General features: G+C 65.3%; 18 protein-coding genes and 2 pseudogenes. 11 read left to right on the top strand and 9 right to left on the bottom strand.

Annotation, left to right across the window (positions count from 1 at the left end):
* Positions 1 to 63 precede the first annotated feature (63 nt).
* Entirely contained in the window at positions 64 to 561 is a 498-nt protein-coding gene (locus GNH96_RS00775) for a CDP-archaeol synthase (RefSeq protein ID WP_169601385.1), read from the top strand.
* On the opposite strand, the gene GNH96_RS00770 is transcribed toward GNH96_RS00775, so the two are convergent.
* Both GNH96_RS00770 and GNH96_RS00765 read right to left on the bottom strand, forming a co-directional pair.
* Positions 555 to 1,535: a metallophosphoesterase gene (locus tag GNH96_RS00770; protein ID WP_228719937.1), complete on the bottom strand. Its 981-nt coding sequence runs from the start codon at positions 1,533 to 1,535 to the stop codon at positions 555 to 557. The genes GNH96_RS00775 and GNH96_RS00770 overlap by 7 nt on opposite strands.
* Positions 1,532 to 1,846 (bottom strand): hypothetical protein, encoded by a 315-nt coding sequence (locus GNH96_RS00765; protein ID WP_169601383.1) that lies wholly within the window; start codon positions 1,844 to 1,846, stop codon positions 1,532 to 1,534. Before GNH96_RS00765 ends, GNH96_RS00770 begins: the two co-directional genes overlap by 4 nt.
* Positions 1,847 to 1,989: 143 nt before the next feature.
* Between GNH96_RS00765 and GNH96_RS00760 the strand changes: the two genes are divergently transcribed.
* The gene (locus tag GNH96_RS00760) at positions 1,990 to 2,379 is read left to right on the top strand and encodes a nucleotide pyrophosphohydrolase (RefSeq protein WP_169601381.1); all 390 of its coding nucleotides are present in this window, start codon (positions 1,990 to 1,992) and stop codon (positions 2,377 to 2,379) included.
* The gene (gene hflD / locus GNH96_RS00755; protein WP_169601379.1) at positions 2,376 to 2,996 is read left to right on the top strand and encodes a high frequency lysogenization protein HflD; all 621 of its coding nucleotides are present in this window, start codon (positions 2,376 to 2,378) and stop codon (positions 2,994 to 2,996) included. Before GNH96_RS00760 ends, hflD begins: the two co-directional genes overlap by 4 nt.
* 141 nt (positions 2,997 to 3,137) lie before the next feature.
* Here hflD and GNH96_RS00750 read toward each other — a convergent pair.
* Positions 3,138 to 3,360, bottom strand: a pseudogene (locus tag GNH96_RS00750) (transposase); the annotation flags it as partial.
* Between the two features lie 238 nt (positions 3,361 to 3,598).
* Here GNH96_RS00750 and GNH96_RS00745 point away from each other — a divergent pair.
* Together GNH96_RS00745 and GNH96_RS00740 are read left to right on the top strand one after the other, a co-directional pair.
* Positions 3,599 to 4,459, top strand: coding sequence for an isocitrate lyase/PEP mutase family protein (locus GNH96_RS00745; protein WP_169601377.1), 861 nt, complete (start codon positions 3,599 to 3,601; stop codon positions 4,457 to 4,459).
* 173 nt (positions 4,460 to 4,632) lie between these two features.
* Positions 4,633 to 7,392 carry a cation-translocating P-type ATPase gene (locus GNH96_RS00740; protein WP_169601375.1) on the top strand — a complete coding sequence of 920 codons (2,760 nt, stop codon included), beginning with the start codon at positions 4,633 to 4,635 and terminating at the stop codon, positions 7,390 to 7,392.
* An 81-nt stretch (positions 7,393 to 7,473) separates the two neighbouring features.
* Here GNH96_RS00740 and GNH96_RS16280 read toward each other — a convergent pair.
* The 6 genes and pseudogenes from GNH96_RS16280 to iscX form a co-directional block, all read right to left on the bottom strand.
* Positions 7,474 to 7,866, bottom strand: a pseudogene (locus tag GNH96_RS16280) (SRPBCC family protein); the annotation flags it as partial.
* A 6-nt stretch (positions 7,867 to 7,872) separates the two neighbouring features.
* Complete coding sequence (locus GNH96_RS00730) at positions 7,873 to 8,775, bottom strand: TIGR01777 family oxidoreductase (protein WP_169601373.1); 903 nt, start codon at positions 8,773 to 8,775, stop codon at positions 7,873 to 7,875.
* A 65-nt stretch (positions 8,776 to 8,840) separates the two neighbouring features.
* Entirely contained in the window at positions 8,841 to 9,185 is a 345-nt protein-coding gene (locus GNH96_RS00725) for a 4a-hydroxytetrahydrobiopterin dehydratase (protein ID WP_169601371.1), read from the bottom strand.
* Between the two features lie 127 nt (positions 9,186 to 9,312).
* Positions 9,313 to 9,993, bottom strand: a complete 681-nt coding sequence (locus tag GNH96_RS00720) for an NnrU family protein (RefSeq protein ID WP_169601369.1) — start codon at positions 9,991 to 9,993, stop codon at positions 9,313 to 9,315.
* 206 nt (positions 9,994 to 10,199) lie between these two features.
* A complete protein-coding gene (locus GNH96_RS00715; RefSeq protein WP_169601367.1) occupies positions 10,200 to 10,703 on the bottom strand; it encodes a BCAM0308 family protein in 504 nt (167 codons plus the stop codon).
* A 153-nt stretch (positions 10,704 to 10,856) separates the two neighbouring features.
* Complete coding sequence (iscX, locus tag GNH96_RS00710; RefSeq protein ID WP_169601366.1) at positions 10,857 to 11,051, bottom strand: Fe-S cluster assembly protein IscX; 195 nt, start codon at positions 11,049 to 11,051, stop codon at positions 10,857 to 10,859.
* Between the two features lie 284 nt (positions 11,052 to 11,335).
* Here iscX and rsxA point away from each other — a divergent pair, with 284 nt between their 5' ends.
* The 6 genes from rsxA to GNH96_RS00680 are packed head-to-tail and all read left to right on the top strand — an operon-like array spanning position 11,336 to position 16,445.
* Positions 11,336 to 11,917: an electron transport complex subunit RsxA gene (rsxA, locus tag GNH96_RS00705; RefSeq protein ID WP_169601363.1), complete on the top strand. Its 582-nt coding sequence runs from the start codon at positions 11,336 to 11,338 to the stop codon at positions 11,915 to 11,917.
* Between the two features lie 23 nt (positions 11,918 to 11,940).
* A complete protein-coding gene (locus GNH96_RS00700; protein WP_169601361.1) occupies positions 11,941 to 12,489 on the top strand; it encodes an RnfABCDGE type electron transport complex subunit B in 549 nt (182 codons plus the stop codon).
* Between the two features lie 2 nt (positions 12,490 to 12,491).
* Positions 12,492 to 13,982 carry an electron transport complex subunit RsxC gene (gene rsxC, locus GNH96_RS00695; protein WP_169601359.1) on the top strand — a complete coding sequence of 497 codons (1,491 nt, stop codon included), beginning with the start codon at positions 12,492 to 12,494 and terminating at the stop codon, positions 13,980 to 13,982.
* Positions 13,979 to 15,058, top strand: coding sequence for an RnfABCDGE type electron transport complex subunit D (locus GNH96_RS00690; protein ID WP_169601357.1), 1,080 nt, complete (start codon positions 13,979 to 13,981; stop codon positions 15,056 to 15,058). Before rsxC ends, GNH96_RS00690 begins: the two co-directional genes overlap by 4 nt.
* Positions 15,055 to 15,756, top strand: coding sequence for an electron transport complex subunit RsxG (rsxG, locus tag GNH96_RS00685; RefSeq protein ID WP_169601354.1), 702 nt, complete (start codon positions 15,055 to 15,057; stop codon positions 15,754 to 15,756). Before GNH96_RS00690 ends, rsxG begins: the two co-directional genes overlap by 4 nt.
* Entirely contained in the window at positions 15,756 to 16,445 is a 690-nt protein-coding gene (locus tag GNH96_RS00680; protein ID WP_169601352.1) for an electron transport complex subunit E, read from the top strand. Before rsxG ends, GNH96_RS00680 begins: the two co-directional genes overlap by 1 nt.
* Positions 16,446 to 16,450 lie beyond the last annotated feature (5 nt).

Genomic DNA, 16,450 nt, shown 5'->3' with positions numbered 1-16,450 from the left:
GGGATACGCCCAAGGCGGTTCGGATTATGATCGGCATCGTAGCGAATTTAGGGATGCAACGACATGGGTGCCGAAACCACCGGAATGACCGCACGACTGCTCATCCTGCTGATGATGGCGAACGGCACCCCCATCCTGCTGCGGAAGCTTCTGGGCGACCGTTTGGGCTGGCCGGTGGACGGCGGTTGCCGCTTCCCGGACGGGCGTCCGTGGTTCGGTCCGAGCAAAACCTGGCGGGGGCTCGTCTGCGGCATCGGCGCGGCGGCACTCACCGCGCCGTTGCTGGGCCTGCCTTGGGCGATGGGCGCGCTGGTCGGCGCGGCATCGCTGGCCGGAGACCTGCTGTCCAGCTTCCTCAAGCGGCGGCTCGGGATCGGCTCCAGCGGCATGGCGCTGGGGTTGGACCAGGTGCCGGAGTCGCTGCTGCCGCTGCTGGCGGTGCGGGAGCGCTTGGGCCTGGACTGGAGTTATATCGCCTGGTTCGTGATCGTGTTCATCGTCCTCGAACTCGCCCTTTCCGCCGTCCTTTACCGGCTCCGTATCCGCAACCGGCCCTATTGAGCCGGAAGGCGGGAGAGTCGGTGCACGGTGATTTCCGGCGGGCAGTTCAGGCGGACGTCCATGATGGAGACGCCGGAGCCGGCCGAGGTGTAGCCCTGCATGCGGTGATAGCGCCAATAGCCCCGGCCGAACGCGCGCGGACAGCGGGCGTTCAGCGTCAGCGGAATGCCGCCGGGCAGGCAGATCTGGCCGCCGTGGGTATGGCCGCTCAACATGATGTCGAAATCGGCGTAGGCGGCATGACGGTACAATTCGGGCGAGTGGGACAGCAGAATCGACACCGAGCCTGCGGGGATCGGATCGGCGGCTTTTTCGATATTGTCCGCCCGGTAGTAATGCGGATCGTCGACGCCGGCGAGAAATATGGAGGCGCCGTCGCGGCGGATCTCGTGGGCTTCGTTGAGGAGCATGCGCACCCCTAAGTCTTCGATCTCGGGCGCCATGCGGATGGTGTCGTGGTTGCCCAAGATGGCGAACACCGGTTTGTCGATTGAGGGGCGCACGCGGGCGAAGGCGTCGATGGCGCTTCGGTAAGGGCCGAAGGTGCGGACCCGGAAGTCGCCGGTCAGCACGCAGGCGTCGTAATGCCCGGCCTGGGCGATGGCGCGGATCAGGGCATCGGGCAGGTCCGGCGCCATGTCCAGATGCAAATCGCTGATATGCAGCAGGGTGTAGCCTTCGAAGGCTTCCGGCAGGTGCTCCAGCCGGAATTCGTTGCGGCGGATTTCGATGCGGCGGGCGGCGCGCTGACCGGGGCGGTACAAGAGGCTCAGCTTGAGCATGCGCCGCAGCAGGGTGTGCAACCGGTTCCAATTTTCGATGTGGAAAAAATTGCGTCCTTGCCCGAAGATGCGGGCTTCGAAATCGTGCTCGATGCCGAGACGCTGATTCAGGTGGCAGCGGCCGATACGCCGCTCCAGCCGGGCGTACGCGTCGGCCTGGATCGGCGGACAGGCAGGGTGCCGCTCCGTCACGGCGTATGCACGAGCTGATCGAGCAGACGTGCCAGCTTGGCGATGGCGTTTTCCACGGACTTGAAGGTCTCCGCCGCGTCCGCTGGATTCTTGGCCAGCTTCTCGACCTTGCCCGCCGCCGATGAAATGGCTTGTAATGCCTGCTGGTAGGAGGGGGCTTCGGCGTTGAGCGAGGCGGCCACCAAGTCGATTTTCTGCTGGAACAACTGGTCCAGCAGCTCGTCGCTCTGCTCTGCGAGTGCCGGCTTGGTGGTGCTGATGGTTTCGAGCGCCTGGATGGTTTTCTGCAGGTCGGCTATCAGTCGGTCCATAGTCGGTAAGCTCCCGTGCCTTCATTCATTAAATTGGCCCCCATGATGCCATGACGAGGAGGGTCCTGGACGCGGCGGGTCGGAGTTATTTTGACGAGTTGAGCGGAATCAAGCAAAGGCATCGAAGAAGGAGGAAGCCGGTCGTGGACCTGCCCGAGATACAGCAACGCTTGCGCGAATTCGCCGCCGAGCGGCACTGGGAGCCGTTCCATACACCGAAGAATCTGGTTATGGCGCTGGCGGTGGAGAGCGCGGAACTCATGGAACATTTCCATTGGCTGACGCCGGAGCAGTCCCTGGCCGTGGGCGACGATCCCGACCTCCGGCAGGCCGTGGCCGAAGAGGTGGCGGACGTGGCGATCTACTTGATCCGCCTGGCCGACCGGCTGGGGATCGATCTGGAAACCGCCATTCGGGATAAGATGAAGCGCAATGCAGAGAAGTATCCGGTGCATCTTGCCAAAGGCAACGCCGTCAAATACAACCGGCGCAAGATGCCCTGCCGGGAAGAGGATCAGGAAATCGAGTCATGATCAAGACGCTCGCCAACCAGGTGATCGCGCTGGCCGGACTGGCCCAGGCCACCTACCTTGTCAAACAGATCGCCCAGCGGGGCACCGCGGATGCCGGCGACCTGGACGCCGTCGTCCGCAGCGTGTTCGCGATCGATGCCGATGACGTGCCGGCCGTTTACGGCGGGATCGAACGGCTCAAGACGGGTTTGCAGCTTCTGGACCGCCAGCTCGCCGGCTTCGAGCCGCCCGATGCCGAACTGGCCCGCTACGGCGCCGCATTGATCCTGCTGGAGCGCAAGCTCGTCAGCGACCCCCGCATGCTCGAAACCCTCCGCACCGGGATCGAGCAGGTCAAGGAGCAGGCCGAGTATTTCGGCGAGCTCAACGACACCGTCTACGCCAACCTGGCCGATCTCTATCAGCGCACCGTGAGCCAGTTGAGGCCCCGCGTCATGGTGAACGGCCAACCGTCCTATCTCACCAACAGCGCCAACGCCAACCGCATCCGCGCGCTTCTCCTGGCCGGCATCCGCGCCGTGGTCCTGTGGCGTCAGTGCGGCGGCGAGCGCTGGAAGCTCCTGTTCCAGCGCAGCGGCATGCGCAAGGAGGCGCGGAAGCTATTTCAGACGCTGTAGCTCTGTGGCATTGGAAGTCCGGTCGCCGAACGAAATCGAATCGAGATGGTCGGTTTACGGAGCTGCGGTCCAGACCGGCTGCGTTGGGCGGTTGGGGGCGCCCCAGGCCGGCTGCGAAGTAGCGATCCCGCTCCGGGACTTTTGCCGCGCCGCGCGCTTGTAGGCGTCGTTGACCTAAGGCCGCGTCGCCGAGGATCAGCCGGTCGTCCTCGCGCAGCAAGTTCGGCCATTGACGGATGTCCGAGGCATTGGCCGGCGTGACCGACACCGTGTGGGCGACGCCGGTGTGAACATCCGCTCCCACGTGCACCTTCATGCCGAAGTACCGCTGATGGCCCTTCTTGGTCTGGTTCCTCTTCCGGTCAAACGCCAAGGAGGCAAAGGTAGTCTGTTTCATGCGGTTCACGGGTTCTGGGCAGGAATTAGCTTACCCGCAGGGTTTGTTCAGAGGTTCCTTAACGCGGTGGTGAAAAGCAGGCCGCCTTCGTCGCGCCCTTTGTCAATGCCGTTCATGGGGAGAGTGATGGATCATGACGGTCCGCTCTTGCCCTGCTCGGCCCCGGGCGCTATCTTCAGTTTCCTTCCTCATAGGCCCGATGCAGATGACTTCCCCCGCCGCCAAATTACGCCAGCTACTCGCCCGTCCCGGTATCCGCATCATGCCCGGCTGTCATGACGCCATGTCCGCCCGCCTGATCGAACAAGCGGGCTTCGAGATGGGTTTCATGAGCGGGTTCGCCGTTTCGGCCGACCGGGTCGCCCTGCCCGATACCGGTCTTCTGTCCTACGGCGAATTGGTGGACCAGGGGCGAGCCATCTGTGCCGCGGTGTCCATCCCGATATTCGGAGACGGGGACACCGGCTTCGGCAGTGCGCTGAACGTCAAGCGGACGGTGGCGGGTTATGCCAGGGCCGGCTTCGCCTGCATCATGCTGGAGGATCAGATCGCGCCGAAGCGCTGCGGCCATACCCAGGGCAAGGCGGTGGTGGGACGCGACGAGGCCCTGATGCGCATCCGGGCCGCCGTGGATGCCCGCGACGCCGGCGCCGACATCCTGATCATGGCGCGCACGGACGCCCGCGGTCCCGCGGGCATCGACGAAGCCATCGCGCGCTGCCAGGCTTTCCGGGAGCTGGGCGCGGACATCACCTTTCTCGAAGCGCCGCTCGATGTGGACGAGATGAAAAGGTACTGCGCGGAGGTGGAGGGCCCGAAGATGGTCAACATGATCGAGGCGGGCAAGACGCCGGTACTGCCGCCGGCGGAACTCGAGGCCATCGGCTACAAGATCGCGGTCTACCCGCTGACGCTCCTGAACGTCTCCATCCGAGCCATGCGGGAGGCTCTCGAATGCATCCGCCGCGGCGAGCCCGCCAAGGTGCTGGGCTTTGAAGATCTCAAGGCGGCGGTCGGTTTTCCTGAATATTACGCCGAGGAGGCACGCTACAAGCTCCCGCAGTGACGGCTAGGATTCGCCGGATCGCTCCGCTATGATCCCGGAGGGGCACGGCGGCGCCTTCGCTTCCCACGATCGGGGCGATACACTGGCCGGCAGATGCAGCCCGACATCCTGACACCGTTCCCGGCCCGCTCCTCTTTCATGGGTTGCGGTGCCCGTTTCTCCGGGGAGGATCGATGCCTTCCAAGTTGACGCGCCCGGCTTCCCGCCACCCTCTTCCCGCCCGGCCCGCGGCATTCGGTCTTTCCTCGCTGCATACGGCGCACATCGCCGGCCTCTCGGCAGAGAAGGCGCTTGCCAGCCTGAACAGCTCGTTCGACGGCCTGAGCAAGAGCGAGGCGGGCCGGCGCCAGCGCGAATACGGCCCGAACCGGGTCGAGGAGGTCCGGCGCAAGGCTCTGGGGTTGCGCTTTGCCCGCGAATTCACCCATTTCTTCGCCCTCATCCTTTGGTTCGCCGCAGCCCTGGCCTTTCTGGCCGAGCACCTGGACCCCGGCCAAGGCATGGGGCAGCTGGGTGTGGCGATCATCGGCGTCATCTTGATCAACGGCATATTCTCTTTCTGGCAGGAATACCGGGCGGAACGGGCGTTGGAGGCGCTGCGCGAATTATTGCCGCAACAGGTCAAGCTGCTGCGTGATGGCCAGGTGGAGGAGGCGGGCGCGGAATCGCTGGTGCCCGGAGACGTCGTTCTTCTGGAAGAAGGAGACCGGGTGCCGGCGGACTGCCGGCTGATCGAATCCTTCGGCCTGAGGGTGAATACGGCGACGATCAGCGGCGAATCGCTGCCCGCCGCCCGCCATGCCGAACCGGACCGGAATGAAACGCCGCTCACCGCCAGGAACCTCGTGCTCGCCGGTACGACCGTGGTTTCGGGACAAGCGCGGGCCGTCGTATTCGCCACCGGCATGCATACGGAGTTCGGCAAGATCGCTCATCTGACCCAGACTACCAGAGAAGCGACCTCGCCCCTGCAGCGGGAGATCGCCCGGTTGTCGCGCCTGGTCGCTGCGCTGGCGAGCGGGCTGGGGGTGGCATTCTTCCTGATTGGCCAAGCCATCGGCCTGCCGTTCTGGGACAACTTCATGTTCGCCATCGGCATCATCGTCGCCAATGTGCCGGAGGGGTTGCTGCCGACGGTGACCCTGTCGCTGGCGATGGCGACTCAACGTATGGCCAGGCGCAATGCGCTGGTCAGGCACCTGCCTGCGGTGGAAACGCTGGGCTCGACCACGGTGATCTGCTCGGACAAGACCGGCACGCTGACGCAGAACCGTATGACCGTGAAACGGATCTATGCCGATGGCCGTTTCGTCGCCCTGGAACCGGAGGGCGTGGCGGCGCCCGCCGGGGAGAGCATCGCCTGGTTGCTGCGCGCCGCCGCCGTCTGCCACAACGTCACTTTCGGCAGCAGGAACGGAAAGGCCGAGTTCCTCGGCGATCCCATGGAAATCGCCTTGGTGGAATGGGCTCGATGCGCGGGATGGGGAGCCGAAGGCTCCCGGAAAATCGCCGAAATCCCCTTCGACAGCGAGCGCAAGCGCATGTCGATCGTACAACAGGACGATATCCGCCGCACTTTGTATTGCAAGGGTGCGCTGGAATCGCTGCTGGCGGTGTGCGATACGATTCAGCATGACGGCCGGGTGTTGCCCCTGGACGCTTCCGCCCGCCGGCGGCTGTTGGCGGCGCAGGACGAGATGGCGACCGCCGGATTGCGGGTGCTGGCCTTCGCCTACCGCCATCTGGCATCCGGCGAGGAAGGGAGGGAGGAGCGTCTGACCCTGTGCGGAATCGCCGGCTTGGAAGACCCGCCGCGGCCGGAGGTGGCGGCTGCGATCGAGCGCTGCCGCTCGGCCGGCATCAAGGTGGTCATGGTGACCGGCGATCATCCGGTGACCGCGGTCGCCATCGCGCGAGAAATCGGGCTGGTTCGCGGCGAAGCCCCCGTGGTCCTGCGCGGGGACGCCCTGCCGAAGATGACGAGGGCCCAGCTGCAACTGGCCTTGGACGCGCCGGAGATTCTCTTCGCCCGGGTGACTGCAGAGCAGAAAATGCTCATCGTACAGGCCTTGCAGAGCAAGGGCGAGATCGTCGCCGTCACCGGCGACGGCGTGAACGACGCCCCGGCCCTCAAGACCGCGGACATCGGCATCGCCATGGGCATAGCCGGCACCGACGTGGCCAAGGAAGCGGCCGACATGATCCTGCTCGACGACAATTTCGCCAGCATCGTCAGCGCCGTCGAGGAAGGCCGGGCGGTGTTTCAGAATCTCCGCAAGTTCCTCACCTACATCCTGACCTCGAACATCCCCGAGCTGGTGCCCTATCTTGCTTTCGTACTGTTCAAGATTCCGTTGCCGTTGACGGTGATCCAGATTCTCGCCGTCGATCTGGGTACCGACATGTTGCCGGCGCTGGCCCTCGGCGCGGAGCCGCCCCATTCCGGTTTGATGCAGGAACCGCCGCGGCCGCGCAGCGAGCGGCTTCTGCACGGCCCTCTCTTGCTGCGCGCCTATGTGTGGCTGGGCGTGATGGAGGCTGCCATTGCGCTGAGCGTTTTTTTCCACGTGCTGGAAGAGGGCGGCTGGCGCTACGGCCGGATGCTGGAGCGGCACGACCCCCTTTATTTGCAGGCGACTGCCGCCTGTCTCGGCGCCATCGTTCTGGCCCAGGTGGTCAATGTGTTCCTCTGCCGCCATCCCAGCCAATCGGCGTTCTGCTCCGGAGTGCTGGCCAATCCCTTACTGCTGTGGGGCATCGCTCTGGAAGCGGGCATCATCGTCCTCATTACCTATACCCCCTGGGGTAACGAAATGTTCGGTACCGCTCCGCTCCAAGCCGATGTCTGGCTTTACATGATTCCGTTCGTTTGTGCCATGGGAGCGGCGGAGGAAGCGCGCAAATGGTTCTGTCGGCGATTCATGGCGGACTGACGGCGTCGGTCCGGCGCGGGCAAGCCGGGCGGCCAGCTTGGCTTCGCCTTGTCGCATCACCCTGGCATGATTCCAGAGGAAAACGGGGCGGGCGACCGGGGCGAGCCATTTCATCCATGACCGGCGAAGCCTCACGTTCCATTCATAGCGAACGACGGTGCCTCCGTCTTGGCTATGGATGCGGCAAAGCCCGTGTCCGGCGACATCTCCGCTCACTTCCGCTTCCAGCAGCGCAGGGGCCGCGATACGGGTCATGCGGAACTCCAGGTGGAGCTTGTAAGGCAGCATCGTTTTCCAGGTGTAGGCCCAGAGCGAGTTTTCGCCGTCCGTTCCGCCGGGATCGATCCTTTCGACCGCTTCCACGCAGGGCCACCACTCGGGCCATCGTTCCGCATCCGACAGGATTCGCCAGACGTCTTCCGCCGGCGCATCGAGGCGCCACCGAGTCACCAGGTCGAAGTGGTCCGCCGGCATGGGGGCCTAACGCCCGAGGGCGTCGCGCAGTGCATCTTCGAGGTGCTCGTAGCTGAAGCGGAACGGCTCCTGCTGCAGGCGTTTCGGTATCACCCGCTGTCCGCCGAGCAGCAATTCCGCCATTTCGCCCAAGGCCAGCCGGAGCGTGAACGCCGGCACCGGCACCGGCGCCGGCCGGTTGAGGAGGCGCGCGAGGCAGTCGGTGAACTCGCGGTTGGTCACCGGATGGGGTGCGGTCGCATTGAACGCACCCTCCAGCCGTGCATTCCCGATCAGGTATGCGGTGATGGCGATGTGATCGTCGATGTGGATCCAGCTCATCCACTGGCGGCCGTCCCCGATCTGGCCGCCGAGCCCCAGCCTGAACAGGGGCAGCATCCGCTGGAGAAAGCCGCCATTCCGGCCGACGACCAGTCCTGTCCGCAGGACGCAGACCCGCACCCCATGTCCGGCGGCCTGGGATGCCGCCTCCTCCCAGGCCGCGCACAGGCGGTGGCTGAAGTCGTCACCGCCCGTGGATTCCTCATCGAGCAGGGTATCGCCCCGGTTGCCGTAATAGCCGACCGCCGAGCCGCTGACCAGCACTTGGGGTTTGGTCTCGGCCCGTGCGATGTAATCGACCAGTTCCGAGGTCAGTCCGACCCGGCTCTCCCACAGCAGGCGTTTGCGCGCTTCCGTCCAGCGTTTGTCGGCGATGGGTTCGCCAGCCAGGTTGACCACGGCGTCGAAGCCGGCCTGCGGGGAAAGCGAGTCGATGCTGGCGACCGGTGTCACCGCCTCGCCGCACAAGCGCCGGACAGCGTCGGGCGCCTGCCGGCTGAGAACGGTCAATCGGTGGCCGCGCTCCAACAGATGCCGGCACAAGCTTTTGCCGATGAAGCCCGTTCCTCCGGTGACAAGGATTTGCATGGCAGACCTCCCGTGATTTCGGGTGAGCCGGGTTCGGCCAGAAGCGCGCGGAGGGGGCAGGCCCTCTAGGTTGCCCCCGACAGCTCGTCGACCTTGGCGGCCATGATGAAGTCGTTCTCGTGGAGCCCGTTGATCTTGTGGGTCTGGAACTCCACCCTGCAGTAGCCCCACCCGATCCCGATGTCCGGGTGATGGCCCTCCGCTTCGCATAATTCCCCGACCTTCCGGGCGAAGTCCAGCGCTTCCATGAAATTCTTGAACCGGAACGTCCTTTTCAGCTTCGTCGCGGCATCCTTGAGTTCCCACTGGGGGACGTGGACAAGGAGCTTTTCGGCTTCTTCCGCGGTCAAGGGTGGAATGCCGCCCTGGCAAGGGGTGCATTGTTTTGCTGTAAGGGAGCAGGTATCCATGATGACACCTCGTGCTGTTGTACAGGTTCGAGCAAGCCGGCGGAGGCTGCCCGGCGTTCCAAGATTACGTGGACCCGAACCCTGCAGGCAAGGGGCAAGCCGGCCCGTCTTGTGTCTGCCCGCCGGCTCAGAATAGCGCTGAAACGCCGAACATCTTCGCGTGGAAGTGGAGCATGGCGAGATACAAGGCTACCGCGATGCCCAGCCGCTGCCATCCGATCTCGCCGATCTCGAGTCGATTGCGGCCTTCCTTGATGGCCATGAAAGGAACGTTGGAAGTGGCGGCGGCAAAGCGTTTCCAGTGGTCGCCATGGGCTCGCCGGCGCTTGGCATCGATCGAGCGCGTGCCGGCCAGGCACAGCACCAGCAGCGAACCGAACAGCAACAGGGCGGCCACGTCGCCGTTGGCGATCACATGGACCAGCGCCCACAGGGAGAGTCCCCACAGGAAAGGATGGCGGGTGATCCGGAGAATGCCCTCGGCGGCATCGGCATCATTCAGCGCGCTTTCGCCGGACACCGCCATGGGATTCGCGGTGGTGAGCCCGGCGACCACGAAGACGAAGGAGACCAGCATCAGCACCGCGGCGACCGGCTTGAATCCGGCAAGCTGGCCCCAGGTTTCGACATAGGGCGCCTGACGGTACGCGAAAACGACCCACGCGAGCGCCAATAACGACAGCACCGAAAATGCGCCGCGGAAGGCTTTTTCGCCCCGGTAGGCGACGAGCCGGTCGCGCAGGGGGGTGCCGGAAATGACGAAGTGGATGCCGACGAAGAACAGCATGGCCAGGGCAAGGTTCAACATGGATTGATAGGGACGCCTCCCGGTTGCCAAGGACAAAGGGGGCTGGCAGCATCGAAGCTGCTCCACGGCCCGTGGGAGGGTGTCGCCGCCATCATCGACCCGCAGCACCCTGAGGCCGCGGACGTTCGCGGGAGGCGGCGAATGACAACGCGCCTGGGGCTCGACGGTAAGCGGCCATGCGATTCACGGCCGCCGCTCTGGTACCCCTAGCGGTTCCAGGAGACCCGCAGCAGAGCCCCCTCGTCGGTGTAGTGCGAATCCAGTTCACCCTGGTAGGCATGGCGCAGCGCTTCTCCGATGCCATGGGCAAGATGCGTGTCCGTGAACGTGATGACGGTGCGATCCTCCCCTTCCGTGATAGCCATGATCCGTTCGAGCGGATGCTCCGCCCGCGCGGCGGACTCGGTGTTGCGGACGAGGTTCAGTATCTCCGGGCGGTGGTCGGTGAAAAACGGCCCGCTCAGCGTCAGTTCGCCTGCCGGCACCTGATCGCGTATCCGCTGACACGCGGGGCAGAGATGCCGCTCGGCGTCCCGCGCCGCTTCTCCCCACTGCCAGCGTCCTTGATGGAAGGTCGCGCCGCATTCGGGACACACCGTCGGCTCCGGCCATTTGCCCCGGGCGCGGTAGGGATCGTGCACATGCTCTTCGAACATGCTGTCCCTGCGCGGCTGATGGGCGGGGTCGAGTCGTTTGCCGGGTCCGGTCATGGGTCACCTCATAGGGCTTGGGGGCATCGGTCCGAGTCCATCATCTGCCCGCCGTGCTCTTCAGTCAAGGTGCGGTGTTCCGGAGGTGCACTGCCACAGCTCCGGGGCTCTTGCCTTGGATGCAGCGGCGGATGCGTCTTCAGTTCGCGCTTTCTAACTCACTTCATCGATCCACGCCATCTGGATCGCCTCCAGGATTTTTTCATTGCATTTGTCGGCGCTGTCGGCGAAGCCTTCCAGCGCCGTGACCCAGGCTAGCAGGTCGGTGAAGCGGACGTATCGCGGGTCGACCTCCGAGTGCTGGTCGGCGAGCGCGGCGGCGATGTCGTAGGTGTCGTGCCATTTCATGGGTGTGTCAGACGTCTTGCAGAAGCCGATGCCCTTGATCGAGCAAATTCGCGGCCAATCGCTTTCATCGCACGGACATACCGGCGGGCCGCGGGCGCCCTTTGTAGCAAAGATGACAAAGCCCCGCGGAGCGGAGGGTCATGTGCAATTTCCGACAAGCCCGAACCGGGCGGCCGGTGCCCCCGGCGTCGCAATGACACACGGTTGGTGGGGTAGGGCGCGCAGCCCGGCATTGGCATGCGTTATGCCTCAGCCAGGCTAAAACCCCCGAGGAGCCCTCAAGAGTGAACGACTACCTGATGCTGTTGCTCGGCACGGCCCTGGTCAACAACGTGGTGCTGGTCAAGTTCCTGGGACTGTGCCCCTTCATGGGCGTGTCCAAGAAGCTCGATTCGGCCATAGGCATGGGCTTTGCGACGACCTTCGTGCTGACCCTGACCGCGGTGGCGAGCTGGTTCATCGAGCATTTCATCCTGATGCCGCTGGGCATCGGCTTCCTGCGGATTCTTTCGTTCATCCTGGTGATCGCGGCCGTGGTGCAGTTCACCGAGATGGTGGTGAGGAAGACCAGCCCGGTGCTGTACCAGGTGCTGGGTATCTTCCTGCCGCTGATCACCACCAATTGCGCGGTGCTGGGGGTGGCGCTGCTGAACATCCAGCAGGAATACGATTTTCTTCACAGCGCGCTGTTCGGTTTCGGCTCGGCACTGGGGTTCACCCTGGTCATGGTGATTTTCGCCGGCATCCGGGAACGGCTGGCCCTGATGAGCGTGCCCGAGGCTTTCACCGGCCCGCCCATCGCCTTCATCACGGCGGGCATCCTGTCCCTGGCGTTCATGGGGTTCGCGGGTTTGACCGCGCATTGAACCAGATACCTGAAGGAGTGCATATGTACATTCTGTTCGCCATCGTCAGCCTGACCGGCATGGGGCTAGCGCTCGGGTTTCTGCTCGGGGCCGCGGCACGCTACCTGAAAGTGGAAGAGAACCCGCTGATCGACGAGATCGAGGCCATGATGCCGGGATCGCAGTGCGGCCAGTGCGGTTATCCGGGTTGTCGGCCCGCGGCCGAGGCGCTGGTGGCGGGCGAAGCCCCGGCCACCCTCTGCCCGCCCGGCGGACGTGCCCTGGCCGAGCAGCTGGCCAACAAACTGTCGATCGATCTGGATCTGTCCGAGGTGGCGGACCAGGCGCCGATGGTGGCGCGGGTGGACGAATCCACCTGCATCGGCTGCGCCCGCTGCTACAAGGTGTGTCCGACCGATGCCCTGGTCGGCGCGCCCAAGCAGATCCATGCCGTGATTCCCGACGCCTGCACCGCCTGCGGCAAGTGCGTGGATGTCTGCCCGACCGAATGTCTGCGGCTCCATCCGGTCAAGGTCACGCTGCGCAACTGGCGCTGGCCCAGTCCGGAAACGGTTACGGCCAAGGCGGCTTGATCATGGCGGCGTTCAAGTTGTTCTCATTCGGAGCCTCCGGCAAGATCCGCGGCGGCGTTCATCCCGAGCCGCGCAAGCAGGCCACCTCCGACCGGCCCATCGAAACGGCTTTTCCGCTGCCGCCGCTGCTTTATCTGTCGCTGCAGCAGCATGCCGGCCAGCCTGCCGAACCGGTCGTCCGGGTGGGCGAGCGAGTGCTCAAGGGGCAGTTGCTGGCGGCGGGACAGGGAACGATTTCGGCACCGGTGCACGCGCCGACTTCGGGCGTCGTGACGGACATCCTGGATTACCCCGCGGCGCATCCGTCGGCCCTGCCGACCCCGACCCTGCTGCTCGAACCCGATGGAGAGGATCGCTGGATCGAGACGCAAGAGGTGGCCGATCCGTTCAGCCTGCCGCCGGAGGAAATCAGCGCCCGCGTCGGCGCCGCGGGCGTGGTGGGCATGGGCGGGGCGGCGTTCCCGTCGGCGGTCAAGCTGAACCTCGGGCGGAAGACCAAGATCCAGACCCTGCTGATCAACGGCGGCGAGTGCGAGCCTTACCTCACCTGCGACGACCGGCTGATGCGCGAGCGCGCAGCGGATATCGTCGACGGCATCCTCATCATGCTGCACGGTCTGGAATGCAACCAAGCGATCGTCGGCATCGAGGACAACAAGCCCGAAGCCTATGCCGCGATGCGCGAAGCCGCGGCGCCGCACGGCGGCAAGGTGGACGTGCGGCAAGTGCCTTCGCTTTATCCGATGGGCTGGGACAAGCAGCTCATCCGCTATTTCACCGGCAAGGAAGTGCCGGCCGGCGGCCGCTCCGCCGACGTCGGCGTCCTGATGCACAACGTCGCCACGGCCTACGCGGTGCAGCAAGCGGTGCGCTACGGCAAGCCGCTGGTCAGCCGTGTCGTCACGGTCAGCGGTTCGGCGGTGGCCGCACCGCGCAACGTCGAAGCGCCCATCGGGACGCTGCTGGCCGATCTGCTGGCTTTCTGCGGCCATCGGCCGGACGATACCGCGAGCTATGTCATGGGCGGTCCGATGATGGGCGACTCCCTGCCGCATCCCAAGGTGCCTTTGGTCAAGGGCACTTGCGGCATCCTGGCGCTGTCGCCGCAGGAGGTGGCGGTATCCGATGCCAAAGCCTGCATCCGCTGTTCGCGCTGCGTCAGCGCCTGCCCCGCCGGCCTGCTTCCGTTGGAGATGATGGCGCGGATCCGGGCCGGCCAGCTGGAGTCCGCGCTCGGCTATGGCCTGAAGGACTGCATCAGCTGCGGGTCCTGCTCCTATGTCTGCCCCTCGGAAATTCCGCTCGTGCACTATTTCAAATACGCCAGCGGCGAACTGGTGGCGCGGGAACAGATGAAGCACAGGACCGAGCAGACCAAGCGCCTGGCCGAAGAAAGACAGGCGCGGTTCGAGCGCCATAAGCGGGAACAGGCCGCGCTGGCGGCCCAGCGCAAGGCCCAGGCGCAGCAGCGCAAGGCGGAGGAGGCGGCATGAGCATGTCGATGTTGAGCGCGCCGTTCACACGGTCGGACAGCCAGGTCCAGGGCATCATGACGGCGGTGATCCTGGCCCTGGTGCCGGCCACGGCCTTCGGTCTCGTCATCTTCGGCTGGCCGGCCCTGTTTCTGTGGGCGGTGACCCTCCTCTCGGCACTGGCATTCGAAGCCGGCTGCCTGGCGCTGGCGGGCAAGCCGGTGCGGGCGATTCTGCCGGATGGCTCCGCCGTGCTCAGCGGCTGGCTGGTGGCGATGACGCTGCCGCCCTGGGCCCCGTGGTGGATCGGCGTGGTCGGTGCCGGCATCGCGATCGTGGTCGGCAAGCAGGTGTTCGGCGGTCTCGGCCAGAATCCGTTCAATCCGGCGATGCTGGCGCGCGTGGCGCTGCTGGTGGCGTTTCCGCTGGAAATGACCACCTGGGCGGTGCCTTCGCTGCCGTTCTCCTCGTCTGCGCCGGGTCTGTTCGACAGCCTGGCGATCACCTTCGCCGGCGCCCCTGCGGCGGACGGCATGACCGGGCCGACCCTGATCGGCAACTGGAAGACCGAGCTTTCACAGGGGCGGGGATTGAGCGAATCGCTGATGTCCGGCCCTTACGACGTCGTGGCGTCGATTCTCGGCTGGAAAGCAGGCAGCCTGGGCGAGACCTCCTCCCTGCTGGTGGCCTTGGGTGGACTCTGGCTGCTGAAGAAAAAGATCATCACCTGGCACATCCCCGTTTCCCTGCTGACGACGGTGGCGCTGCTGGCCGGCGTCTTCGCCCTGATCGACGGCGAGCGCTATGCCGGACCGATCTTCCATCTCACGTCCGGTGCCGTGATGCTGGCGGCGTTCTTCATCGCCACGGACTACGTCACCTCGCCCAGCAGCCCCGCCGGGCAACTCCTATTCGGCGCGGGTTGCGGCCTGTTCATCTTCGTCATCCGCACCTGGGGGGCCTACCCCGAGGGCGCCGGCTTCTCGGTGCTGCTGATGAACGCACTGACGCCGGTCATCGACCATTACGTGCGGCCGCGCATCTACGGACGGGACCTCAAAGGCAGGCCTCTGGACCTCCCGGGAGGGCGGCGATGAGCAGCATGGCGCCGGAAAACCCGCGGGTGGAGGCCGCCAGCCGGTGGGAGCGGCTGCGGCGGCGGTTCGACGACCTGGAGACTCTCCGCCAGCGGCTGGACTACCAGACCTGGCTGCTGGCCGCCGCCGGCCTGGTGGCCAGCTTGCTCTTGGGTTTGGGCGACCTGGCGACTCAGGGGCCCATCGAGCAGCGCCAGGCCGAGGACATGTTGGCGACGCTGGCGCAGGTGCTGCCACCCGACCTGTATGACAACGATCTGCTGCGCGATGTGAAAACGGTGGCTGACGCCGGCTTGGGCGAGACTCGGGTGTCTATGGCGCGCAAGAACGGCGAGGTCACCGCGGTTGCGTTCAAGCTGTCCGCCACCGGCGGCTATTCCGGCCCGATCGCCCTGGTGATGGGCTTGAAGGCCGACGGTACGGTGCTCGGGGTCCGGGTGGTGGCCCATGCCGAAACGCCGGGGCTGGGCGACAAGATCGAAACCGCCAAGTCGGACTGGATTCTGTCTTTCTCCGGCCGTTCGCTGGACAACACCTCGGAGGAACACTGGCGGGTCAAGAAGGACGGCGGCGATTTCGATCAGTTCGCCGGCGCTACCATCACCCCGCGCGCGGTGGTGGGCGGGGTGTTCAAGGGGCTGCAGTTCTTCCGGCGGCACCGGGCCGAACTGGTGTCGCCCGCAACAGGAGGTCAATGATGAATCCGGCGTTTCGCAAAATCACCCGCGACGGCCTATGGGACAACAACATCGTCTTCAGCCAGAGCATCGGCCTGTGCCCCTTGCTGGCAGTCACAGGCACCGCGACCAACGGCCTCGGCATGGGGCTGGCCACGGCGGCGGTGATGGTAGTGTGCAATGCCCTGGTGTCCTGGGTGCGGGCGCTGATTCCCTCGGAGATCCGCATCCCGGTGTTCGTGGTGCTGATCGCCATGGTGGTGACCCTGGTGGACATGATGATGAACGCTTGGCTGCATGAGATGCACAAGGTGCTGGGCCTGTTCATTCCGCTGATCGTGACCAACTGCGCCATCCTGGGCCGGGCCGAAGCCTATGCCTCCCGCCACCCCGTGGCCCATGCGTCGATGGACGGGTTGATGATGGGGTTGGGCTTCACCCTTGCGCTGGTCGTGCTGGGAGCGGCTCGCGAAGTGGTCGGCGCCGGCACGCTGTTCGCCAGCGCGCGTCTCCTGATGGGCGACTCTTTCGCCTGGCTGGAAACGACGCTCATCCCCGATTACCGGGGATTCCTGCTGATGGCCTTGCCGCCGGGCGGGTTCCTGATGCTGGGTTTCCTCCTGGCGGGGAAAAAGCTGATCGACCGGCGGCTGAAGGCGCATCAAAGCCGGCCGGTGGTCCTCGGCGGTTCCGTGGCGGAAAGTTCCTGAGGGGG

The organism is Methylococcus geothermalis, from assembly GCF_012769535.1.
Taxonomy (GTDB): Bacteria; Pseudomonadota; Gammaproteobacteria; order Methylococcales; family Methylococcaceae; genus Methylococcus; species Methylococcus geothermalis.
This window is presented reverse-complemented; position numbering and strand designations above follow the sequence as displayed.